Source organism: Sphingomonas sp. LaA6.9 (genome assembly GCF_022601895.1).
GTDB lineage: Bacteria > Pseudomonadota > Alphaproteobacteria > Sphingomonadales > Sphingomonadaceae > Sphingobium_A.
The window spans coordinates 90572-114141 of sequence record NZ_JAKVIO010000007.1; the positions used below are offsets into that span (position 1 = coordinate 90572).

The window sequence follows — 23570 nt, forward strand, 5'->3', positions numbered from 1 at the left end:
GGACGGGAAGCGCGGTTCCCAGGACGAGGACGGCACTGCAGGCCGGACGCAAACGCAATAACATCACCGCGCACAAGCGCGCGAACCCGGTTTTGGATGCGTCGCACCATGGATGGGCGGGCCGTCGCGTTCATCGCACGCGACGAGCCGCGCCCGTCATGCTCAGCGACCCACCGCCGTATAGGAGAATCCTGCATTCTCAACCTGATCGCGCGGGTAGATGTTGCGCAGGTCGACCAGGATCGGTGCCTTCATCGCCTTTTTCGCACGCGCGAAATCAAGCGCGCGATAGGCGTCCCATTCAGTGACGATCACCGCGGCGTCGGCGCCATCCATCGCCTCATAGGCGTTATCGAAATACTCGACATTCTCGATGACGAGCTTGGCCTGTTCGATGCCCTCGGGATCGGTGGCGCGGATGATGGCGCCATTGTCCTGAAGCACGCGCACGACGTCGATCGCCGGGCTGTCGCGCATGTCGTCGGTGTTGGGCTTGAAGGTAAGTCCGAGCACCGCGATCGTCTTCTTGCGCACCTCGCCGCCAAGCGCGTCGATCACCTTGCGGCCCATCGCACGCTTGCGCGCATCGTTCACCGCGACGACCGATTCGACGATGCGCTGCGGCACGCCCGAATCCTGCGCGGTCTTCAGGAGAGCCAGCGTATCCTTGGGGAAGCACGATCCCCCATAGCCCGGGCCAGCGTGCAGGAATTTCGCGCCGATGCGATTGTCGAGCCCGATGCCGCGCGACACGCCCTGGACGTCGGCACCTACCTTCTCGCAGAGGTCGGCGATCTCGTTGATGAAGGTGATCTTGGTCGCGAGAAATGCGTTGGCGGCATATTTGGTGAGTTCGGCGGTGCGCCGGCTCATGAACAGGATCGGCGATTTGTTGATGAAGAGCGGGCGATAGACCTCGCGCATGACCTCTTCGGCACGCGCGTCATCGGTGCCGACGACGATACGGTCTGGGCGCTTGAAATCGCCAATTGCCGCGCCCTCGCGCAGGAATTCGGGGTTGGAGACCACCGCGAACTCTGCATCGGGATTGGTCTCGCGGATGATGCGCTCGACATCGTCCCCGGTGCCGACGGGCACCGTCGATTTGGTCACCACGACCGTGTAGCCCTTGATCGCCCTGGCAATGTCGGCCGCGGCGGCGTGGACGTAGCTCAGATCGGCATGGCCGTCGCCGCGCCGCGACGGCGTGCCCACCGCGATGAAGACGACATCGGCATCGGCGACAGCGTCGGTGAGATCGGTGGTGAAGGACAGGCGGCCACCCTTGACGTTGGAGGCCACCAGCGCGTCGAGCCCGGGCTCATAGATCGGCATGCGTCCTTCGTGCAGCGCATCGATCTTCTTCTGATCCTTGTCGACGCAGACCACATCGTGCCCGAAATCGGCGAAGCAGGCGCCAGATACGAGGCCCACATAGCCCGAACCGATCATAGTGATACGCATGAAATCTCCAAAGTTGCGGTAAGGTTAGAGTGCTGGCCCCGGCCCGGGACCATCTAGCGCCTGCTCGATGACGCGCCAATAGCGCCGGGCGGCGTTGTGCGGGGCATAAGCGCCGGCGCGCTCCCGCGCGGCCATGGCATAGTGCGTGCGAAGCGTTTCGTCCTCGAGCGCGCGCATCGCGCCCGCCATCGCGGCGGGATCATTGCAGGGTACGAGAATCCCATGTTTTGAGCGGGTAACGCCCGAAATGTCCTCGCGCGCCGCCTCCGCGAGTATCTCGGAGGGGCCCGAAAGGCAGTTGGTTGAGACAACCGCGACACCGGTCGCCATCGCCTCGACTAGCCCATTGGGGAAGCCCTCGGCATTTGAGGGTAGCACGAAATAGCGCGCGCCAGCGACGAGCGGAAAGGGATTTTCAAGGAAGCCCGCGAGGATAACGCGTCGCTGAAGACCCAGCCGCGCGATCTGTGCGTCGAGAGCACCGCGCAATGGGCCTTCGCCCCCGATGACGAGCTTGCCCGGGATGCCCGATGCGGCAAAGGCATCGATCAGCAGCGCGAAATTCTTGTTCGCGACCAGGCGCCCCATCGCCGCGACATAGGGGCCGTCGATCGGGATCGGGGCGGGCTCGGCGGCGCGCCGGGCGATGAAGTCGACGTCGACGGGATTGGCGATCGCAGTGACGCGTGCGGCGGGAACCTCGAAGTTGCGGACAAGGTCGTCCGCGACGCCGTGCGATACCGCGATGACCGCGCTGGCCTTTGGATAGGACAGGCGCACGAGCATCCGGCCGACCTTGCCTGCGGCATCGGCACCAAGATGCGCGCTTGTGTTGACGCGCTCGCTGATGATCCATGGTCGATTTCTGCCGCGCATGGCGTACGCGTTCGCGACGTTGGCGCGCGTCAGGAAGCTGAGCGTTGCATCGGGCCGGATCTCCCTGACAAGGGCACGCAGACGCGATGCGCTCCGGATCAGACTGAAACCGCAATCGAGCTGGTGGATCGTGATCCAGTCAGGGATCGCATAGGCCTGTGGCTCATCGTCGAGCAGCGCGAGTGCGATGTCATATTGCGTGCGCCAGTCTTCCGAATGGCGCAGCAGGGTTGCCATTACGCGCTCTGCCCCGCCACCCGTCAGCGAGTTGATGATGAAGAGGATCTTGCGGCGCAAAGGGGCTGATTTCCGGACTGAATCACTGGGTTTCCCCATGACCTATCCGCCCGATGCTGCAAAGCACAATGACGCCCGGGAACGGCGGTTATGCGGCCGTCCGGCCGCTTTGGGGGATCAGCCGAAAATGAGCCAGGCAGGGATCGCAAACAGGGCCCAGGCGAGCATTCCGGCGGTGAAGATCGTCCACGTCTTGCGCGGCAATGCCCGTGCTTTTTCCGCGGGCGAAAGGGCGTCGAAGCCCTGGCGCGACACCGCGTCCAGCACATCTATTTCGGGCGTGTGTTCGGTGTCGAGCGCGGTTCGTGCGCTGGCAGCGACGAGGGAAATCGGGGAGGCGTCGATTCGAGCGGCACCTGGGGCGGACATGTCGTGGCTCCGTTGCGTGGCTATCCGTTCCTTATCGTCCACGTACGGTTTCCCGATCCTTAAAGTCCTATGCCCGGGCGTGTGTACTCCCGGTCCTGTATGTGGGGGCCCCCGCCTCCACTGCGCTGAATAGCGAATATCCGCACACAATGGCATAGAGAATTATGCCCTCGACCTGCCACAGCGCCATCGTGGCCAGGTTCATGAGAATGAAGGACAGGTGCGCGAAGATCAGATCGTAGCGAACCGCGCCGCGCGCGCGCAACGCATGCCCGAGCATCACCGTCCAGAACAGCAACAGCGCGAACAGTCCCGCCATGCCCAGCTCGAACAGGAACGCGACAAGCGTGTTGTGCGGATAGACCTTGAACCAATCCTCCCAGCTATCGGGCCCGAAGCCGAAAACGTGGCGCAGCGTCGAGGCGTCAAGCCAGGTGTAGATATAGTCCGACCAGATATAGGCCCGGCCGGAGAGCAGGCGACGCTCCTCAAGCGAGAACTCGTGCACCGGCTTGATGAACTGTCCGGGATCGCCCAGGAAAAGGCCAAGATCGGCGAAGCGTTCCGATCCCTGCGCGGCGAGAATCGCAAGCGCGGCGAGCGCCACGACCGACATGACGATCAACAGCACGAACCTCTGGTCGCGGCGGAAGGATAGCACCGTGCCACTGACCGCCTGCAGCGCCGCCAGCGGCAACAGCGCGAGGATGGTCGTTCGGTAGTTGGCGAGTGCGATGCCGACGATGAGGATGAGAAGGAGCGCGGCCTTGAGCGGCTTGCGCAGTGTCTCGGTGAAACAGGCAACGACGAAGAAGGTGGCGAGTGCGACCGAGAAGGCGGCTTCGTGATTATATCCGCCGATATAGCTGACCGATCCGTCCAGCTCGGACGCCTTGACCGTCCCCGTGGCGATCGACAGCAGCTGGAATGTCAGCAGCGGCGCAAAGGCCCAGAGGAGCGCGGGGAAGAAGCGCTCCGATCCATTCTCGCGCAATGCCTCGTAGGAGGCGACCATCACGACAATGAAATAGCCATATTTCACGACGCTATCGAGCGCGCTCACGGGGCCGGCGTTGAGGCTGGCGCTCGTCAGAACAAGCACGATGATCGCGTAGACCGGGAGCAGCGCCTTCAGCATCAGGTGGCGTGGCTGGATGAGGACGAAGCCCGCCGCGGTGATCGCGATCGAACCAATTGCGTTCCAGCTCAGCCCGGCCAAGGCCTCATCATAAGTGACGGTATGAAAGACGCTGAGGATATAGCGCGCCCATACCGCCGCGATCACGAAACGCGCGGCGCGGCCGTCGACGCGGCGCAGTGCGGCGACGAGCACCGCGGCGAGCAGCGCCGTGACCGCAATCAGTACCGGGATCGGGAAGGAGGGGGTGGCACCCATCAGCGCGCCGCCCCGCTATGCACATGCGTCATTGGTGGCCGCCTCAGGTATAATATTCCTTGTAGCGTCCGAAATAGAGGCCCGCATCGCCGAAGCCGCTGCGCGCCTGTTCGCGGACGTCGACGCGGCTGAGCGCCACGCCCGCTACATGCGCGCCAACGGCGTCGAGCTGCTTGAGCGCGATCTCCGCGGCCTTGGCGGGGGTCTTTTGCCACTGGACCAGCATCAGTACGGTATCGGCGAGCGAAGCCAGCACGCGCGATTCGGCGACGGCCAGCACCGGTGCGGTGTCGAGCACGACGAAATCGAAGCGATGGCGAAGCTCGTCGAGCACCCGGCGCATTGCGTCGGATCCGAGCATGTCGAAGGGCACCTCGCTCCCCGGGCGCTGCGCGATGCACCAGGCGCCCGAAGGCTCATCGCGAATGAGCGCTTCGTCCAGGGTGACGCGGCCCTCGACGACATCAGCGAGCCCGGCGGGGATCGCATCCGACATCAGCTTGGAGGAGGCGCGGCGACGCGAATCGCAGTCGATCAGCACCGTACGCGACCCCGACAGCGCCGCCGTGCGCGCAAGGCAGATCGCGGTGCTGGTCTTGCCTTCGCCGGGAAACGCCGAAGTGACCGCGACGATCTTCACTTCGCGCGACGTGGGTGCGAAGAGTAGCGACGTCTTGAGTGCCCGGAAGGACTCGGTAAAGGCCGAACGCGGATAGTCGAGAACGAACTGGGCGGGCCATGGCGTCCCGCCGCGCAGCTCTCGCGCCTCGGGCAGCGAGCTAAGTTCTGGAATCGATCCCAGCGCGGGAACGTTGAGTCGCTTCTCGATTCCCTCCGCAGTCCTGAGCCCGCTTTCGAAGAATTGCATGATCAGCATCACCGCGACCGAGGCCGCCACGGCGCCCACCAGCGCTATCCCTAAGAACACGACCGGATTGGGCGACATCGGGATGACCGGCGCCTGCGCGCGCGAGACCTTTGCGGCGCCGCTCGTTTCGGTGCCCTGGCGCGCGACCGCTTCCTTGTACCGGTCGAGAAACGCGCGGTAGAGCACGCGCGCGGATTCGGCGTTGCGCTCGAGCTCGCTCAGCCGGACCGCGGCGGTCGTATCGGTCGCCAGCCGGCCTTCCACGCCGCCGATCGACCCAGCGATCGAGGCTGTGCGCTGGCTGGCCACGCGCGCCTCGGCGGACAGGCTCGCGACCACGCGATCGACTTCGGCCTGGATCTGGCCGTCAATATCCTTGAGCTGGCTCTGGGCTTCCACCAGTTCGGGATATTTCGGACCATAGCGTGCCGAGAGATTGGCGACCTTCGAACTGATCTGCGCCCGCTGTGCGCGAAGTGCCGACACGGTCTGCGAATTGAGCGCTTCGCCCAGGCTGTCGCCGCCGCCACCGCGCGCGATCTGCGACTGCGCGGTGTTGAGCCGGGCCTGCGCCGCGGCTTGCTGCGCGCGCGCCTCGGCAAGCTGCGTATTGAGAGTCGAGAGTTCCTGCTGCGTTACCGAGCTGACATCCGACGCCGCGAACAGACCGTTCGATGCGCGGTACTGCGCAACCGCCGCTTCGGCCGAGAGCACCTGCCCGCGCAGCTGGTCCAGCCGCGTGCCGAGCAATTCCGCCGCGCGCTTCGAGGCGCCCGATTCAGCGTCGAGATTGGCGCGGATATACTGGTCGATAACGCCATTCGCGACCCGCGCGGCCATGTCCGGATCCGAGGACGCGTAGCTGACGCTGATCACATAGGACACGCCCTCGCGCTTCACGTCGAGCGAGCCGAGCAGGATCCGGACCGCGCGGTCGCGCGACGACGATGCCTGTGCGGGCTGCCGGTCGGGATTGAATTCCTCGACGCCGGTGAGCTTGAGCGCATCGACGACACGGCCCGCGATCGCTGGCGATTTGAGCACCTGAACCGCGGTGTCGACCGACGGGGAGTCGGTGGCGAGCGGCTGGCTGGAATTGGTCTGCGGGATCAGCTCCTCGGTCTGGCGTTCGACCACCATTGCCGCGGTCGCGACATAGCGTGGATCCGACAGCATGTAGAGCACCGCCGTGAGCAGGAACGAGGCGAGCGACGCGAGCGCGATGGGGATCCAGCGCTTGCGGATCGTGCGGCCGATCGCGCGCAGGTCGAGCAGTTCTCCGCTGTCGTCGCGCCGGGCGATATGACGGCTTTCGGAAGGGACGGGGACTAGGCGGTTCATCGACGACCTCCCGATTGCGTGCACGACGGGGCAGAGCGGAAAACGCGTATGAACACCAAGCTATCAGACCCTTTTTACCGAGCGGTAGATGTTCTGGCGCAATTTCGCCGGCATCAGCCGCAGTCCCTCGATCAGGAGGTAGAGCCCAACACCCTCGGGCAGATAAAGGTTCCGTGCGAAGCTGGGCGAGATTCGTTCCCCCTTGAAGGAAAAGCGCGCATAGAGCCCGATCTGCTGGTTGATCAGCCGACGGAGTAACGCGCGTTCCGCCGTATTTGATCCACGAATCATCGTGCGCGCCGTCTCGACGATGAGCGGCAAGGTGTCCGGGTTGGTCTTTTTGCTGACCTTGTTATCGGAGTCGCGGTGAAATTCGGCCGAGGCGCGCGAAACATATGTGAAGGGCGCCGTCGCCACTGCGCGAAGCCAGAGATCCTTGTCGCCCCCGCGTACGGCCTTGCCTGCGGGGAAAAGGCCCGCGCGCACCAGCACGTCACGGCGGAATGCGGCGGCGCCTGTCCAGATCGGGCAATCGCGCGTTTCCAGCCATAGCCTGAGAAATCCCTCGAGCGAGACGCTGGCCCCCTCAGCGGCGGCGAGTGTCGCGGGCATGTTGGATTCGTGCCGCCGATCCTTGAAGACGTGCTCATAGCGGGTCGAAACGCAGCCCACCCCGGGCACCCGCACGATCGCCGCCGCAATGTCGGCGAGATGCGTGGGCGCCCAGATATCGTCGGCGTCGAGAAATGCGATCCAGTCACCATCCGCCTTTTCGATGCCAAGGTTGCGTGCGGCATAGCCGCCGGGGCCCGGCGTATCGCGAAACAGCACACGGATGCGGGGGTGTTTGAATGCCGCGATGATCTCTGCGCTGCCATCGGTCGACGCATCGTCGATCAGGATCACTTCATGCGGCGGCAGCGTCTGCGCAAGCGCGCTCGCTACGCTCTCGGCGACATGGCGTGCCTTGTTGTGGACGGGAATAATAACGGAAAAGCGCGGTTCGGTCATTTTACCCCGTTTTTTGCAGCGCGGAAGACGATCTGGACGAAATCGCCGACGAGTTGAAATTCTTGTGCGGAAACAGGTCTTTTTCTGGGATTTTATAAGGCCTAGCTTCGTTTGTGTGCAATGCAGCATGAAACCACTTGCCCGTCGCATGGAACGCACCGGCGCGGATTGGGTTTCACTGTTTCGTGCAGCGCCGGGGGGCGGTGACCTAAATGACGAAGAAGGATACTGAATGACGCCCCGACCCGTCCGTACGCGGATCTTCGTCGTCAGCATGGCCAATGCGTCCGAACGGAGGCGCGCCTTTGCCGCAGACGCTGCCGGAGCCGAGGCGCCATGGCGCTTTTTCGACGCGTGGGACAGGCTTCATCCCGATCTGGAATATGACGAGGACGCGGCGATCGTCGCCAAGGGCAGGCCGCTGCGCCAGGGTGAAATCGGCTGCTATTCAAGTCACTTCGCGCTCTGGCTTCAGCTCCTGGCCGATCCCGATGCGGATCAGTATATCGTGCTGGAAGACGATGTGATCGTCGACTGGGACTATGTCGCGCGCTTCGCGGCGGTGTATCATGGCGCTGCGGGGCATGACTATGTCCGGCTCTATTACAAGAAGCCCGCGCCCAGCCGCATCATCGCGAAGGATTATGTCTGTCGCGCGACCTGGTTGACCGAGGTGGCGGGATATTGCTTCGGGACGCAGGGCTATATGATCACCCGCGCGGGCGCCGAGCGCCTTGCCGCACATTGTCGTGAGCTCCGCCGGCCGATCGACGACGAGATGGATCGCAGCTGGGTGCATGGGGTGCGTAACCTCGCGGTATTTCCCTTTCCGCTCATGGAGCGAAAGGTGGAGAGCGGCATCGGGCTCCAGCGCTTCGAGCGCTTTCCCGTGCCGCGCCGGCTGAAGCTGCAACGCCTCGTCGCGCACACGCGCGAACGTGCGGGCTATCAGCTCTTCGGCCGCCGCCGCTTCCGCTTTCAGCGCTGAGGGGCGCAGGCAAAAATGGCGGAACGCGACCCCCAAATCGGTATCGAGGCCGCGCGCGGTTTTGATGCCGAACTGCGCAAGAAGACCTCGCGCTCCATCGGCTGGACGATCGTGCGACAGATAAGTGACCAGCTCTTTTCCTTGATTGTCTTCGTCATGCTCGCGCGGCTGCTCAGCAAGGAAGCGGTCGGCATTTTCGCGATGGCATATGTCTTTGCGGAGGTCGGGCGGATCATTGCGACGGGCGGGCTGATGCAGATCATCGCGCGGGTCCAGGTGGTGGACGCGCGGCTGAAGGATACGATTTTCTGGAGCAACATGGCGATCGCGATCGTCTATGTCGCGCTTGTCTGGATCGCGGCGCCCTGGATCGCGGGCTGGATCGAACAGCCCGGCCTTGTCGATCCGCTGCGCGCGCTGGCCTTCGTCCTGCCGATCAACGCGCTGGGCGGAACGCACATGGCGCTGCGCCTGCGCGAATTCGGGCACAAGACGATCGCATTGAGATCGCTTGTCGCGGGGCTGATCGGTGGCGGTGCCGCGGTCGCGGCGGCCTTTGCCGGGGCGGGGATATGGGCGCTTGTGATCCAGCGCGCGCTGACCGAGACGATCAGCACCGTGCTCGCCTGGACATCGTATCGCTGGATGCCCGGTCGTGCCTTCAGCTGGAAACAGGCGAGGCACAATCTGGGCTTTGGCGGCAACCTGACGATCGCGCAGCTGATCTTCCTGATGATGGTACGCGTGCAGGACCTGCTGATCGGCGCCAATCTCGGCGCGGCCGCGGTGGGCACCTACCGCGTTGCCTGGCGCTCGAACGAAATTTTCGCCAATGGCGCGATCCAGCCCTTCGCCTCGGTCGGACTGCAGACCTATTCGCGGTTGCAGCACGATGCCGACGGGCTGTGCCAGGCCTATCGCTCGATGCTCGGCATGTGTTCGGCGATCTCCTTCCCCGCGCTGGTCGGCTTCGGCGTCCTTGCGCCCGAGGTCGTCCCGCTCGTGTTCGGCGCGAAATGGGCGCAGGCCGGTCAGCTCGCGCAGGTCTTCGCGGTGATCGCGGTGCCTTATACGCTCAACTATTTCGCTTCACCGCTGCTGACCGCGATGGGCAACAGCCGCCGCCAGCGCACGCTCGCCGTGGTCCAGCTGCTCGCGACGATCCTGCTGACATGGCTCGCGCTCCCCTTCGGCCTGATGGCGGTAGCGATCGCCTATGTCGCGCGGTCTTATCTGACACTTCCGCTCCAGATCCGCTTTCTCACGCAGTCCACGCCAATCCGGCTGCGCGATACCGTCGCCGCCGTGCGTGCGCCCTTCATCGCATCGAGCACGATGGGCGCACTGCTCTGGGGCGGGCTCGCCATGGTACAGACACATGGCTGGATCGCGATCGCCGCTGCAATACCGCTCGGCGGTCTCTTCTATTTCGCCGCGCTGGCGCTCCTTTCCCCTTTCCATCGCCAGCTTGCCATGAAGCTGCTCACTCGAAAAAGGCTTGTCCAATCATGACCCAGTTGCTGACCGTCCAGCCAGCCACGCGCCAGACATTGATCGCCGATCTGAAGCACAGCATCGACTCCCAGTTGCTGCCTTTGCTCGACGATGCGCCATTCGCGCTGGTCGACTATCCCGATCACAGCAATGTCGGGGATTCGGCGATCTGGCTGGGTGAAACCGCCTTTTTCTCGGCACATGGGCGCCAGCCCGCTTATGCCAGCGCGCTGAAGAACCATGCCGATTATGAAATGGCCGCCGCGATCGGCGACGGCACGATCTTCCTTCATGGCGGCGGCAATTTCGGGACGATCTGGAAGGCGCACCAGGATTTCCGCATCGCGATCATGCGGCAGTTCCCGAACAATCCGATCGTCCAGTTGCCGCAGTCGATCCATTTCGCGTCCGATGAGTCGGTTGAAGAGACCGCGCGCGCGATCGAGGCGCATGGGCGCTTCACGCTAATGGTGCGCGACGCGCCCTCGCTCGAGTTCGCGCGGCGGCATTTCGCGTGTGAGGTGCTGCTGGCGCCCGACATGGCGTTCTACATGGGGGCGCTCGATCGTGGCCCGCCGTCGCACGACCTGTTCTATCTGTTGCGCACCGATCTCGAAAAGGCCGTCGAGGGGCAGGTGCGCTCGGGCGGGCGCTCGATCGCGGTGGCAGACTGGCTGGTGGAGGATCGCATGCAGATCCGGCTCGCGCTCGCGGCCGCCAGGCTGCTCACCATTGCCGACAATCCACGGACCGCGCGCGTGAAGACCTATGACCGGCTTGCGCGCACGCGGCTCGACCGGGGGACGGCGATGCTGTCGTCGGGGCGCGCCGTCGTGACCGACCGACTGCACGGCCATATCCTCTCGACCTTGCTTGATCTGCCGCACGTCGTGCTCGACAACAGCTACCGCAAGATCGGCAACTTCGTCGACGCATGGACGGGCGGGTTCGACCGATTGCGCAGCGCGCAGGCGCTCGACGAGGCATCGGCGCTTGCGGGTGATCTGATCGAGGGCACGCGCCGATGAAGATTGCGGTGACCGGACTGCGCGGTATCCCCGGCGTGATGGGGGGCGTCGAGACGCATTGCGAGGAAATGCTGCCGCGCGTGAAGCACATCGCGCCCGATGCCGAGATCATGGTGTTCGCGCGCGCGCCCTATGTCAGCGAGCCTCGCTACGCCTATCGCGGCGTCGAGGTGATTGCGGTCGCCTCGCCCAGATCGGTCTCGCTCGAAGCGATCGTTTCGACCTTCAACGCGATCCTCGCCGCGCGGCGCGCGGGCGCGGACATGATCCATATCCACGCGATCGGACCCGCGCTGCTGGCGCCGATGGCGCGGCTGCTGGGCCTGCGCGTCGTCGTGACGCATCATGGCGAGGATTATAACCGCGCCAAATGGGGCCGCTTTGCACGCACAATGCTCAAACTTGGCGAGCGTTTCGGGACGGGCTGGGCCAATCAGGTCATCGCGGTATCGCCCTCGCTCGCCGAGCGGCTGCGCGTGAAATTTCCCGCGGCCGCCCGGCGCATCGCTTATATTCCCAATGGTGCGCCCGAACTCCCGGCCGGCGCGCAAGGGACGCTGGCGCGGCTGGGCGTGGAACCGCAGGGCTATCTGCTCGCCGTCGGCCGGCTGGTGCCCGAAAAGGGGTTGCACGACCTCATCGAGGCGCATGCGATGTCCAACGACCCGCGCAAGCTGGTGATCGCGGGCGGGGCGGATCACGCCAGCCCCTATTCGCGCGCGCTGCTCGATCGCGCGAGCGAGCGCGTGGTCTTCGCGGGACTCCAGGATCGCGCCAATCTGCGCGTGCTCTACGAGAACGCATCGCTGTTCGTGATGCCCTCCTATCATGAAGGGCTTCCGATCGCCGCGCTCGAAGCCGCATCGTGCGCGACGCCCATGCTGCTCAGCGGCATCCAGCCCAATCGCGATCTCGGCCTCGCCCCGGCGCATTATTTCCCGGTCGGCGATGTTGCAGCGCTCGCCGCAGCGCTCGCGCGTCCCGCCGGCGACTTCGCGGTCGACGCGGCGAGTTTTCGCGAACGCTTCAACTGGGACGCGATCGCGCTCAGCACCTCGCAGGTCTACCGCGCCGTAGCAGCATGACGCCAGGGGGGGAGAACCAGAGATCCTCTCCTGACGATCATCTGGCCGAAGGTTTGGCCGATGCCTCTACATAGACCTCGAAATTCCATGCGAGATCCGCTCGATCGGCGGCCTCATCTTCGGCGCTCCGATCTCACCATCAACATGAAACGCTCATAATTCCCTCATTTTCCTCGTAAATCCATGAAATCGCGCGTCTCGATTTGAGCCAGTCCGCGTCCGGCTTGGTCGCGTCATATCCATCTTGGTCGCTCTACGGACTGCGTCAGTCGAGCCGGGATCGTTCGCTACACGGTCTTGCGCAATGCGCCCTTAAAGCATGGGTCGCGCCGGAAGCTGATGACGAAGGAAGTTTCATGCTGGTCCAGAATGATGCTGCCGCGGCGTCGTGGCGACATTCTGATCTGACCTGACCCTTCAGAGATTTGAAAAGAGCAGGATCATCCGCGGTCTTGCTCCGAAGATTTGTGCCCATTTTCGGAGGAATTGAATGTCGAATAGCAAATCCGGCTCTGCCGGCATCGGTCGCGTTTCGCGTCATGGACTGATGCGGGCGAGTCTGCTGATGAGCGCCGCAGGCTTCGCCATCGCGCTTTCTTCCGCACCCGCGCGCGCGGAATGCGCGCCCGAGGGCGGCGCAATTTTCTGCAGCGGGATCGACGACAATGGCTATGTCTCGAATGTGACCGGGCAGGTCACGACGGTCCTTTCGGGCGCTAAGGTGCGCAAGAACGCGATCACGAATACGGCTTTCTACTATGACGAGAACGGTCATCTGGTCGTGAATGGCGCGGTCGACGGTGGCGATGGAGATGGCGTCGTGGCCGGTCCGGGCCGATTTGTCACGATCGCGGTGGGCAAGGATGGCTCCATTTCGGGACAGCGCGGCATCGCAGCGGTCGACGAATATGTTCGCTATGCAATCAGCAATGCGGGCATGATCACCGGAACAGCCGGGCCCGCGATCATGATCCCCGACGGGTCGAGCGGCCATATCGCCCGGTTCCGCAATGCCGCGACAGGGCAGGTTGTGGGCGGCATCGATGCGCGGTTCGAACGCATCGAGAATGAAGGGCTGATCGACGGCGGCATGCAGGCGGGAATCCGCAGCAGCGGCGCCTATTACGATCAGGAGATCCGCAATAGCGGTACGATCCGGAGTAATGCCGCGGGTGGCGCTGCGATTGCCGCGAGCGCGGTGATCGACAATAGCGGCACGATCGAGGGCAGCGGCGACGCGGTCGCGATCCGCGCCGATGAGCTTGAGCTGCGCAATCGCGCGGGTGCGGTCGTGCGCGGCGGTAACGGCGTTGCGATCGAACTGACCGGCGCGGTCTTTGACGAGACCGACATCGACAATGCCGGCACGATCATCGGCGATGTCGTGTCGCGCGGCGAGTCGAACGACAGGTTCGTGCAGCGCATGGGCGCAACCGTTCAGGGCAATATCAGCCTCGGTGGCGGCGACGACGCCTTTTATTTCGAGCAGACGGGCGACGTGATCGCCGGCGGAGTGAGCGGCGCGATCGACGGCGGTGACGGCTATGACACCTTCGGCGTGCGCGTCACGAAATCGGGGACCGTTACGCTTGGCGATTCGCTGCCCGCGGGCTTTGAGCGCTATGGCGTCGATCTGTGCGGCTGCGATACCGATGCGACGATCGCGGCGGGCAGCTATACCAACGGCCTGCTCGTATCGGGCGAGGGCGATGTCGTCAGCTATGCCAACATCACCGCATCGGGCGTTCGTCCTCTCCTCGAGATCCGGCCGACGCTTGAGCCCGACGTCGACAGCGATTTCGGCCTGTCCTTCACCAACAAGGGTGTGCTGGATCTGACGGGCACCTCTCCAGCTGCGATCCTGATCGAGGCGGGCGCAGGCGGGCCACTTCGGCGCTTCGTGAACGACGGAACGATCAGGGCGAGCGGCCAGTTCGGCAAGGCGCTCGACGTCGAGGCTTTTGGCGACGGGACTGGCCCGGGCTTCGTCAACAATGGCTCGATCACCGGCGCGAGTGAATTCGGTTCCGGCGTCGCGCTCAACTACACCAGCGCCGAGAATAACGGCTCGATCGTCTTTACCGGCACCAACCAGACCGCGCTAACCATGGATGGCGGCAGCGGGCTCGTGAACAATGTGACGGGCACGATCCGCGGTACGCTGGTCGGCGTTAACATGTCGTCGGGTGACATCGTCAATCGCGGCACGATCGCGGGCGAGCAGAACACCGGCATTGTCGCGATGAACGGCACGATCGTGAACGATGCGGGTGGCGTCATCAGCGGCGCGGTGAACGCCATTCGGGGTTTTACCTCTTATTCGCAGCTCAAGATCGCCAACAAGGGCACGCTGAACGGTGCGGTTGACCTCGGCACCGCAGGCACCAACAACGATATCTACTGGGCGGCCGAAGGCGGGACACTCTCGGGTCAGTTGAAGCTGAGCGACGGCGACAAGGCGATCGCGGACATTTCGCGCCTCGACCGCAACGGCAATTTCCGGATGAACGACATCCTCGCCGGAGGCATGATCAGCACCGGCACTGTCGAACTCTGGCTGCGCGCCGATCGCACGCAATCCGCCAATGTCGTGGAAGCAAGCGTCGATGTGGCCGGCAAGCTCGTTTACGAAGCGGCGGGCGCGGATACCGTGCTGACCTTGGGCGGCCCGCTCGATGCGGGCGGCGCGGCGCAGACCGCCACCAAAACGATCCATGTCGCGGGCGATGGCAAGATCGATCTGGTGGCCGATATCGACATGAGCGGCAGCGGCAACAGCGCGGTGGTCGTCGAAGACGGCGGCACCGGCGTGTGGTTCAACGATGCGGGCAAGCGGCTCGACCTGACGCTGTCGGGCAAGATCAAGGGCGGCAGCGCGGCGGTGCATGTCGATGCGCTCCAGGCGGGCAGCGTCGAACTCGCGGCGGGCAAGGGCGATATCAGCTTCGCGCAGGGCACCGGACTTCGCACGGGCAGCGGCACGCAGGTGCTGATCGGCGAAGGCGCGGCGATCCGCGTCACCGATGCCGCGACCCCGCACAACGCGATTGCGCTTGAGGGCAATGGCAGCACGATCGTCAATCGCGGTTCGATTGTCGAGGAAGGTGATGCAGCCGCCTCGACCCCGGCAAACCGTTCGCTTGGCGTGGCGCTGCGCGGCAGCATCCTGACCAACGAGCAGACCGGCAAGATCGACATGATCGGCAGCGCCGTTGCCGTCGAAAGCGGCGGCGTGATCCTCAATGCGGGCCTGATCCAGAGCCGTGGCGGGATCGCGATCGACGCCAGCGCCAGCACCGACGAGACCGTGATCGACAATCTTGCGGGCGGTTCGATCATCGGCCAGGGCGTCGCCATTCTGGGTCGCGGGGGCAGCGAACTCATCCGCAACGCGGGCTCCATCACCGGCGACGTAAATCTTGGCGATGGCAATGACGCGTTCATCGCAACGGGTGGCGCTGTGACGGGCAGTGTCAGCCTTGGCGGGGGTGATGACAGTTTCCTTGTGCGCGATGGCGTCGCGACGGGTGTTTCGGGCACCATAGATGCGGGCGGGGGCCTCGATGCCTATGGCCGTTCCTTCACTTCCAGCGGCGACTATGCGCTGTCCGCGACCGCCAAGCCCGACGATTTCGAATTGTTCGCGGCCGAGGCGGCAGGGGAAGACACGCGCGTCAGGCTCTCCGCGACCGGGACGCTTGGCAGCGGAATGCGCCTGTTCGGCGATGGAGAGATCCAGAACACCGCCAATTTCAACGTCACGGGTCTGACCGACCAGCGCGCCGCCTTCGAAGTGACCGCGCTTCCCGATCAGTATGACGACACATTGAACCTCATCAACCGCGGCACGATCACCACCGATGTCCGCGGTGTAGAGGCGCGCTTCGGGCTCGGCGCCTTCGCCAATCACGGCACGATCGACGCTGCGCTCGGTGCGATCAGCGCGGAGGGCATCGCCTATAATGGCCGCTTCCGTTTCCAGAATACGGGCATGCTCACCTCGGGCGGGGGCGATGTCTCGACGGTTTCGCTCACCGTCTATGGCGCCGATGACGATGGCCTGGGCGTCGAATTCAGCAATAGCGGCACGATCCGCAACAGCGGCGACGCGAGCTATGATGGTGGCTCGCTCGCACTCGAGATCGACGTGCAGAGCGGCAACGGCAAGTTCGATAATAGCGGCACGATCGAGGCGGCGGGCAGGCTTGCGATCGGCGGTCGCATCGAAGCCGACCGGGTCGACTTCAGCAACACTGGCACGATCCAGGCCAATGCTGCCGGCGGCGCGGCGCTGCTCATTTCGGCGGTTGGCGAAGCCGATCCCAAGGCGCCTTCGGCCGAGAATTGCGAAGAGACCACCACGCCTACGGTCGTCGCCAATATCCGCAATGACGGCATCATTCGCGCCAATGGCGGCGGCGTGACCGACGCGGGCGGGGATATCATGTCGGTCGGCCTTGGCGTGACCACGATCAGCGACAACACCATCGTTCGCGTCACCAACGGCGCCAATGGCGTGATCGAGGCGACAGGCGCAAAGTCGGTTGCGATCGGCGTTGCGAGCGAGTTCCTTCCCGCGCTCACCGCGTCGACCCCGAACACCGGATCACGCGTCTTCGAACTCGCCAATGCGGGTACCATTCGCGGCGGCGCCGGCACCCGGTTCGTCCCTGGCGACACGGTCCATGATCGCGGCGCCGGATTGGGCGATGCCGCCGCAGCCAATGGCGGCTTCGTTGCAGGTGCGATCCAGACCGCGGGAACCACGGACAAGATCCGCAATCTTGCCGGGGGCGTCATCCAGGGCTCGGTCGATCTGGCCGATGGTGATGACGTCTTCGAGAATTACGGGCGTCTGGCCGGTGATCTGACGCTGGGTTCGGGCGCGGATACGCTGGTATTTGCAGCATCGTCGGTGTTCGAAGGCATTGCTTATGGCGGAGACGGCGTCGACACGCTGCTTGTCGATCTGTCCGGCAATGGCGCGATCAATTTCGATCTGTTCAAGGGCTTCGAGACGCTGAAGCAGAAGGGCTCAGGCACGCTCGCGATATCCGGAACCGCAGATCTGGCGACGCTGACGATCGCCAATTCAAACATCACCGTGGCCACCGGCACACGCTTCGCGTCCACGGGGACGACCGCGCTCACGGGATTGGACGGCGATGAACGCCTCAATGTCGAGGGCATTGTGGCGGGCCATGTCGAGATGGGGGGCGGCGAGGATGTCGTGACGCTGGCGACGGGCGGCACGGTCGAGGGCCATATCAACCTCGGCGCAGGTGATGATCGCCTCATGCTGGCGGGTGGCACCGCGACGGGCACGATCGACGGCGGCCTCGGCACCGACACGATCGGCTTCAACATTGCGGGCGACGTCAGCGCGATCCCCGACGTGATCAACTTCGAATCGCTCGACGTGTCGGGGGCGGGAACGCTGTCGCTGGCACTGGCGCAGAATTTCGACACGATCACACTGGGGTCCGGCTCTAACCTCGTGCTCAATCCGGGGACGTCGATGCACGATGTCGGCAACATCATCGGCAATGACGGCGCACAAAACGTCACCATCAACACCCCGCTCACCGGCGGCGTGTCGCTGGGCGGTGGCGATGACAGCCTGACCTTGGCGCTGAACGGTGCGCTCTCGGGGGCGCTTGATGGCGGGGCGGGCAATGACGTGCTCAACCTCAATCTCGGCGGCGCCTCGACGATCGGCGGACTGGCTGGTTTCGAAACAGTCAATCTGGCGGGCGCCGCGCCGCTGACGCTGAACGGCGTGCTGGCGCAGGGGCAGGCGCTCAACTTCGATGGCGGCGACAATCAGTTTGTCGTCGGCCCCGATGGTTCGATCCTCGGCACCGTCAATGGCGGGGCAGGGCGCGACAGCATCACCTTCGATCTGTCGGGCGGGGTGACCCAGAATCTGTTCGCCAGCCGCGCGACGGGCTTCGAGGATCTCGTTGCCAATGGTGCGGGCACGCTCATTCTCAGCGAGACTGCGGGTTATCAGTCGGTCGCGATCAACGGCGGCAATCTGACGCTGGCGGCGGGCGTGACGCTTGCTTCGGGCAATACCGTCTTCGACGGCGCGAACAATGTGCTGACGCTGGCGGGCGGCGCGTCGATCACCGGCCCGGTCGATGGCGGGGCGGGTACCGATCGTCTCGTGCTCCAGCAGGCGGCCAATGAGACGCGCAGCCTCAACTCGCTCGATTACAGCAATTTCGAGCAGCTCGAGACGGGCGGCACAGGCACGTTGCTTGTCGATGGCAATGCGAGCTTCGACAGCGTCGACATGTTCGGCAGCGGGCTGAGGATCGTCAACGGCGCGACGCTGACCACCGGCCAGCTCACGGGCTCGGCAGCTGCCAACACGCTCGAGATCTCGGGCGCGCTCAATGGCAATGTCGATCTGGGTGCGGGCGACGATCGCCTGATCATCGCCTCGCCCAATAGCGGCACGGGCACGCGCTCGGGCGGTGCGGGCAACGACACGCTCGAATTCCGCGGTGCTGGCACCAATGCATGGAACGGCGCGGGCTATAGCGATTTCGAAAATTTCGCGAATGGCAGCGGCACGCTCTCGATCACGGGCAATGTCGGCTTCCAGAACTTCGCGGTCACCGGCGGCCGCGTGATCGGTCAGGCGGGCACCACGATCACCTCGGCCAATTCGATCCTTGTCGGCCAGGGCGCGACCTTCGGATCAGCAGGCACGGTCAATGCGAGCATCGATGTGCGCGGCACGCTGTCGCCGGGCGCCTCGCCGGGAACGATGACGGTGAATGGCAATGTCGCCTTCGCATCGGGCTCGAACCTGCTTCTGGAACTGGCGCCCACGGGCCGCGACCTGCTCAACATCTCGGGCACGCTCAGCATCGCCTCGGGCTCGACGATCGACATCACCGGCGCGCTCAGCTCGGCACCCGGCGGCGCGATCGACCTCGTCGTCGCGGGTGGCGGGATCACCGGCGGCTTCACCACGATCAACAAGTCGCAGTCGGTCTTTGGCTTCGTCGCCCAGCGCGGCAACAAGATCCAGATCGTCGGCGAATTCGCCAATGACACGAGCTTCGGCACCAATGCGCAGGCTTCGATCGCCTATGCCAATGCGGTGCTGGGTTCGGGCCAGAAGGTTGCGGCCTTCACCGCGGCGCTGCCCGATCTGGTCGACACACAGGGCAAGTCGCGTCAGGCGGCCTTTGCCCAGCTTACGCCCGAGGCCTATGCCTCGGCGAGCCGGATCGGCATCGACAATGGCCTGCTGCTCGCCGACAGCGCGCGCAGTCTGCGCTACACCATGCCCGAGGAACAGGGCCTGTTCGGCTTCGGCCAGGGGCTGTTCGGGCGCAGCGAGCTCGACGGCAACAAGACGACGGGCGCGTCGTCGGCCAATGGCGATGCCAGCGGGCTCATCGGCGGTATCGGCTACGGTTTCGGCAATGGCATGCGCGTGGGTGGCTTTATCGGCCATCTCGACAGTGAGCAGAAACTGTTCCACCTGAAGGCCAGCACCAGCGCCGACGGCTTTGTCGGCGGTGTTTTCGCCGACGCGCGGATCGGCGGCCTCGGTCTCCATGCGCTCGCCGCCTATGACGGCGCGGATGCGAAGACGACGCGTAACCTGCCGGGCAGGACGAGCGTCGCGGGAAGCTATGGCCTCAACAGCTGGCTGGTCGACCTTTCGGCAGATTACGATCTCGATGCGGGCGACATGACGGTGACGCCCAGGGCAGGGCTCACCTGGATCTCGACCAGGCGTGAGGGCGTCACCGAACAGGGGACCAGCGCGTTCGCGCTCAGCGTTCAGGGCAAGCGCACCGATGCCCTGTTCGCCGATGCCGGTATTACGCTGGGTGCGGAAACCAAAGTTGGTAATCTGCCGCTCAGTTCCTGGGTCGAAGCGGGTATACGCCATATGCTCGATGGAGACGCCATCACCGCCAGCGGCGTGCTCACCGGCGTTACCGGAAATGGCGTGCTCACCGTGGCTGGCGTCGACCGCAGCACCACCACAGCGCGCCTCGGTGCCGGCCTTGGCCTCGACCTTTCCGACTCGGTCCGGCTCAATGTCGGATATGTCGGCGAGTTTGGCGACGCCGAACGCCACAACCTCAGCGGCGGGATCTCCGTGAAATTCTGACCCCCCGCGCAAAGCAGACGCCCCAGGTCGTCAGCTATGCCGGATCGGCGGCGCCTCTCCCTCCATGGAGGCGCCGCCTTTTTTCTGTCTGTCGGGTGATCGGACGCGGCCGGAATTTGCCGGACGGAGCTATGCTCTGAGAATTCTTTAACAAAATGGCGCGGACAGGATGAAACTGGGAACTCGTATATAATTGTTTTCGCCTTATCATTCTCAGCCCTCGTCAGCAGGCTGTCGACAGCTTGCGGGGTGAACGTCGCTCTATCTGTTCCCATCCTAGCTGAGACGAGTGGCCATTCGCCAGCTTCGCACCGGCCACGCGCTCTCCTTCTCGGTCTCCTCGACTGTAAAGTAGAACTCCTTGAAGCGCTGCGCCTCCAAGAGGCGCAGTAGGTCGGAAAACTGCTCCCGCGTTACGTTGAGAAGAGGCTCAGCGACGGGAGGCCCGTATTTGCCTATAGCGATCCAGTATCCGGGTATTCGGCTTTCAGGGTGTCGGGGCCATAATCATTACGATACCAGGCCAGCGGAATTTCGGGGTCGGCATCAGTAAGGATGCGGGGACAACCATATAGGGGAACTCCACACTTTGCCGCGGTGGCCCGGGCTGTACGACCTGCCCCAGATTAACGCTGCCGCCGGCAGCTTAAACTCCCCCTTCTCGCGCGTACGTCGTGCCACGACTTCTTCTCCTTTGACTTTAGGGGGGCCATTCCCTTCCGGCTCTCCTAAATCTGGTCTCACAGCATGAATACCGGCCGGACCCTCGCAGGCGCGACCGGCAGAATGCGGTAGAAGCGCCTCAGGCCGCCTGATCGCGTTCGAAAACTTGCTCTTCGCTCAGGCGCAAGACTTCCGGCAGCCAGCCGGTCCCGGCGACTTCGCGAGCAGCAAGCGCTGCCAGTTCGGCCTTTTTCATCTTCGACCAGAACGGCGCAGCAGGTACGCCCTTTGCCTCGCATAGCGCCGCCACGATCTGCGCGCTGCTGATGCGCGAGAAGTAATTCTCGACGCCCGGCGTAAACGCGTGCGCCAGGTCGACCCCGAGCGCTCGCATCAGTCGGCATGACGGATACGCGGGCTGTTCCGTGTCGCCTTTGCGGCGCACGGCATCGACACTCTCAGCTGCAATATAGGCCAGAAGCGCCAGCAAAGTATCGTGCGACTGCTCAAGACACCAGATCCAGAAGGCCTCCGGTTCCTCCGGTAAGCGTTCGGCCCAGCTGGAGCGCGCATCATTATTGCAGCCAGGCCTATGTACAAAATTCTGGCCGCCAACCATCCTTACGACCAATCAAATGAACAAAACTTGACTAGACGCCAGACTTATGGCACAATGTCCAAAATTCTGGACATGAAAAGGTCTCACGTCCACTCAAATGAACAAAGCAGGTATAACCGTGCCCCGTCAGAGAAGCTACTCCAGAGTCACGCACCAGGCGCTCGCCATGCTCGGCAAGCTGATCCGCGTCGGCAGGGCCGAGCGCGGCCTGACCGCGCAGGAACTGGCGGACCGCGCCGGCATCAGCCGCACGACCTTATCCAGCATCGAAAAAGGCGCGCCGGGCCCTGAGATCGGCATCGTCTTTGAGGTCGCCTCAATCGTCGGCCTGCGCCTGTTCGACTATGACGAGCGCACGCTCCAGATGCACAATGCCCGTCTTGACGAGAAACTGACGCTGCTGCCGAAGAGCGTCCGCCACGCCGTGAAGGAGGTCGATGATGACTTCTAAGCCGGACGCTACCGAAGCCTTTGTCTGGATGTGGCTGCCCGGGGCAGCAGAACCGGTGGTCGCCGGCCGCCTCGACCAGGATGGCGAGCGCCTGCTCTTTACCTACGGTGCCAGCTACCGGCGCCGTAAGAGCGCCATTCCCATCTACGAGCCTGAACTCCCCCTCCAGGAAGGAGTCATCGCGCCCATCAACGGCTTGCAAATGGCAAGCTGCATTCGCGACGGCTCGCCGGATGCCTGGGGCCGCCGGGTCATCATCAACAGGCTGACGGGCAAAAAGCCCGACGCTGCTCGCGTACCCGAGATCAGCGAGCTGACCTTTCTGCTCCAGTCAGGCTCCGACCGGATTGGCGCCCTCGATTTTCAGGCATCGGCCACAGAGTATGTCCCCCGCCTTGCCGCACAAGCCTCCCTTGACGAGCTTATGGAGGCAGCCGCCCTTATCGAAAAAGGCGTGCCACTGACCCCGGCACTCGACCAGGCCCTCAATCATGGCACGTCGATTGGCGGGGCGCGCCCCAAGGCGCTGATTGATGACGGCGCAAAGAAATTCATCGCCAAATTTTCGGCAGCCAACGACACCTACAGCGTCGTGAAGGCCGAATTCATCGCGATGAAGCTGGCAGCCGCCTGCGGACTCAACGCCGCGTCCGTGTCGATGACCCGCGCCGCCCATAAGGATGTGCTGCTTATCGAGCGCTTCGACCGCACGCACACAAAGGATGGCTGGACGCGACGCGCCATGGTCTCAGCCCTGACCATGCTGGGCCTTGATGAGATGATGGCCCGTTACGCCTCCTACGAAGACTTGGCCGAACTCATTCGCCACCGCTTCACTGACCCCAAGGACACGCTGAAGGAACTCTATGGGCGGATCTGCTTCAACGTGCTGTGCGGCAATACCGACGACCATGCCCGCAACCATGCCGCCTTCTGGGATGGCAGGATGCTCACGCTCACGCCCGCCTATGACATCTGCCCGCAAGGGCGCACAGGCAACGAAGCCACGCAGGCGATGCTGATCAAGGGCGATGGCCGTGCCAGCACGCTCGCCACTCTGCTGGCCGGCGCGCCGGATTATCACATGAAAGAAGCGGAAGCCGCTGCGCTTATAGAACATCAGATCACAACCATCGCCCACCTCTGGCAAGAGATCTGCAACGAAGCAGACCTCAGTCCCGTCGATCGCAAGCTGTTCGCCCGGCGTCAGTTTCTCAACAGCTATGCGCTCGACGGCCTCAATAACCACAAGGCGCTGCAGGATACCTTCCGCGCCGCACACAACACGCTGCTTGCCAGCGGAGGCGCCTGAATATGACAGCGCCAAGGCAGCTCAAAAGGCGCGTATGGCCGGGAGCGTTTCTCCGCTCCCTCGGCCATGCCTCATTGGCTGCGGAGCAGACCGCCTCCGGCATCAACTTCCTTGGCAGTCGCCATCAGGCGCCCTTTTCTTCCTCGGTGGGCGCGGCGCAGA

General features: G+C 64.0%; 14 protein-coding genes. 7 read left to right on the plus strand and 7 right to left on the minus strand.

Going from position 1 to position 23570, the window contains the following annotated elements; genetic code table 11:
* Positions 1–162 precede the first annotated feature (162 nt).
* The 6 genes from MKI88_RS05705 to MKI88_RS05730 all read right to left on the minus strand — a co-directional run bounded on the left by MKI88_RS05705 (position 163) and on the right by MKI88_RS05730 (position 7622).
* Entirely contained in the window at positions 163–1464 is a 1302-nt protein-coding gene (locus MKI88_RS05705) for a UDP-glucose/GDP-mannose dehydrogenase family protein (RefSeq protein ID WP_241629996.1), read from the minus strand.
* Positions 1465–1488: 24 nt separating this feature from the next.
* Positions 1489–2637 carry a glycosyltransferase gene (locus MKI88_RS05710; protein ID WP_241629997.1) on the minus strand — a complete coding sequence of 383 codons (1149 nt, stop codon included), beginning with the start codon at positions 2635–2637 and terminating at the stop codon, positions 1489–1491.
* Positions 2638–2754: 117 nt separating this feature from the next.
* Entirely contained in the window at positions 2755–3048 is a 294-nt protein-coding gene (locus MKI88_RS05715) for a hypothetical protein (protein WP_241629998.1), read from the minus strand.
* Between the two features lie 25 nt (positions 3049–3073).
* A complete protein-coding gene (locus MKI88_RS05720) occupies positions 3074–4402 on the minus strand; it encodes a hypothetical protein (RefSeq protein WP_241629999.1) in 1329 nt (442 codons plus the stop codon).
* 43 nt (positions 4403–4445) lie between these two features.
* Positions 4446–6611: an AAA family ATPase gene (locus MKI88_RS05725; protein WP_241630000.1), complete on the minus strand. Its 2166-nt coding sequence runs from the start codon at positions 6609–6611 to the stop codon at positions 4446–4448.
* 63 nt (positions 6612–6674) lie between these two features.
* Positions 6675–7622: a glycosyltransferase family A protein gene (locus MKI88_RS05730; protein ID WP_241630001.1), complete on the minus strand. Its 948-nt coding sequence runs from the start codon at positions 7620–7622 to the stop codon at positions 6675–6677.
* 232 nt (positions 7623–7854) lie between these two features.
* Between MKI88_RS05730 and MKI88_RS05735 the strand changes: the two genes are divergently transcribed.
* From MKI88_RS05735 to MKI88_RS05755, 5 genes are all read left to right on the plus strand, one after another.
* Positions 7855–8610 (plus strand): glycosyltransferase family 25 protein, encoded by a 756-nt coding sequence (locus MKI88_RS05735; RefSeq protein ID WP_241630002.1) that lies wholly within the window; start codon positions 7855–7857, stop codon positions 8608–8610.
* Positions 8611–8625: 15 nt separating this feature from the next.
* Positions 8626–10122, plus strand: a complete 1497-nt coding sequence (locus tag MKI88_RS05740) for a lipopolysaccharide biosynthesis protein (RefSeq protein WP_241630003.1) — start codon at positions 8626–8628, stop codon at positions 10120–10122.
* Positions 10119–11132, plus strand: coding sequence for a polysaccharide pyruvyl transferase family protein (locus MKI88_RS05745; RefSeq protein WP_241630004.1), 1014 nt, complete (start codon positions 10119–10121; stop codon positions 11130–11132). Before MKI88_RS05740 ends, MKI88_RS05745 begins: the two co-directional genes overlap by 4 nt.
* The gene (locus MKI88_RS05750; protein ID WP_241630005.1) at positions 11129–12217 is read left to right on the plus strand and encodes a glycosyltransferase family 4 protein; all 1089 of its coding nucleotides are present in this window, start codon (positions 11129–11131) and stop codon (positions 12215–12217) included. Before MKI88_RS05745 ends, MKI88_RS05750 begins: the two co-directional genes overlap by 4 nt.
* 565 nt (positions 12218–12782) lie before the next feature.
* Positions 12783–20363 (plus strand): hypothetical protein, encoded by a 7581-nt coding sequence (locus MKI88_RS05755; RefSeq protein WP_241630006.1) that lies wholly within the window; start codon positions 12783–12785, stop codon positions 20361–20363.
* An 802-nt stretch (positions 20364–21165) separates the two neighbouring features.
* Here the strand turns inward: MKI88_RS05755 and MKI88_RS05760 are convergent.
* Positions 21166–21645, minus strand: coding sequence for a hypothetical protein (locus MKI88_RS05760; RefSeq protein WP_241630007.1), 480 nt, complete (start codon positions 21643–21645; stop codon positions 21166–21168).
* A gap of 166 nt (positions 21646–21811) precedes the next feature.
* Between MKI88_RS05760 and MKI88_RS05765 the strand changes: the two genes are divergently transcribed.
* Both MKI88_RS05765 and MKI88_RS05770 read left to right on the plus strand, forming a co-directional pair.
* Positions 21812–22096 carry a helix-turn-helix transcriptional regulator gene (locus MKI88_RS05765; protein ID WP_241630008.1) on the plus strand — a complete coding sequence of 95 codons (285 nt, stop codon included), beginning with the start codon at positions 21812–21814 and terminating at the stop codon, positions 22094–22096.
* Positions 22083–23408, plus strand: coding sequence for a type II toxin-antitoxin system HipA family toxin (locus tag MKI88_RS05770; RefSeq protein ID WP_241630009.1), 1326 nt, complete (start codon positions 22083–22085; stop codon positions 23406–23408). Before MKI88_RS05765 ends, MKI88_RS05770 begins: the two co-directional genes overlap by 14 nt.
* The last annotated feature ends 162 nt before the right edge of the window (positions 23409–23570 follow it).

Bases quoted from the DNA above. Each gene is read 5' to 3' on its own strand.
- MKI88_RS05705 (WP_241629996.1), bottom strand. From the start codon at position 1,464: ATGCGTATCACTATGATCGGTTCGGGCTATGTGGGCCTCGTATCTGGC.
- MKI88_RS05720 (WP_241629999.1), bottom strand. From the start codon at position 4,402: ATGGGTGCCACCCCCTCCTTCCCGATCCCGGTACTGATTGCGGTCACG.
- MKI88_RS05725 (WP_241630000.1), bottom strand. From the start codon at position 6,611: ATGAACCGCCTAGTCCCCGTCCCTTCCGAAAGCCGTCATATCGCCCGG.
- MKI88_RS05730 (WP_241630001.1), bottom strand. From the start codon at position 7,622: ATGACCGAACCGCGCTTTTCCGTTATTATTCCCGTCCACAACAAGGCA.
- MKI88_RS05735 (WP_241630002.1), top strand. From the start codon at position 7,855: ATGACGCCCCGACCCGTCCGTACGCGGATCTTCGTCGTCAGCATGGCC.
- MKI88_RS05740 (WP_241630003.1), top strand. From the start codon at position 8,626: ATGGCGGAACGCGACCCCCAAATCGGTATCGAGGCCGCGCGCGGTTTT.
- MKI88_RS05745 (WP_241630004.1), top strand. From the start codon at position 10,119: ATGACCCAGTTGCTGACCGTCCAGCCAGCCACGCGCCAGACATTGATC.
- MKI88_RS05750 (WP_241630005.1), top strand. From the start codon at position 11,129: ATGAAGATTGCGGTGACCGGACTGCGCGGTATCCCCGGCGTGATGGGG.
- MKI88_RS05755 (WP_241630006.1), top strand. From the start codon at position 12,783: ATGAGCGCCGCAGGCTTCGCCATCGCGCTTTCTTCCGCACCCGCGCGC.
- MKI88_RS05760 (WP_241630007.1), bottom strand. From the start codon at position 21,645: ATGGTTGGCGGCCAGAATTTTGTACATAGGCCTGGCTGCAATAATGAT.
- MKI88_RS05765 (WP_241630008.1), top strand. From the start codon at position 21,812: ATGCTCGGCAAGCTGATCCGCGTCGGCAGGGCCGAGCGCGGCCTGACC.
- MKI88_RS05770 (WP_241630009.1), top strand. From the start codon at position 22,083: ATGATGACTTCTAAGCCGGACGCTACCGAAGCCTTTGTCTGGATGTGG.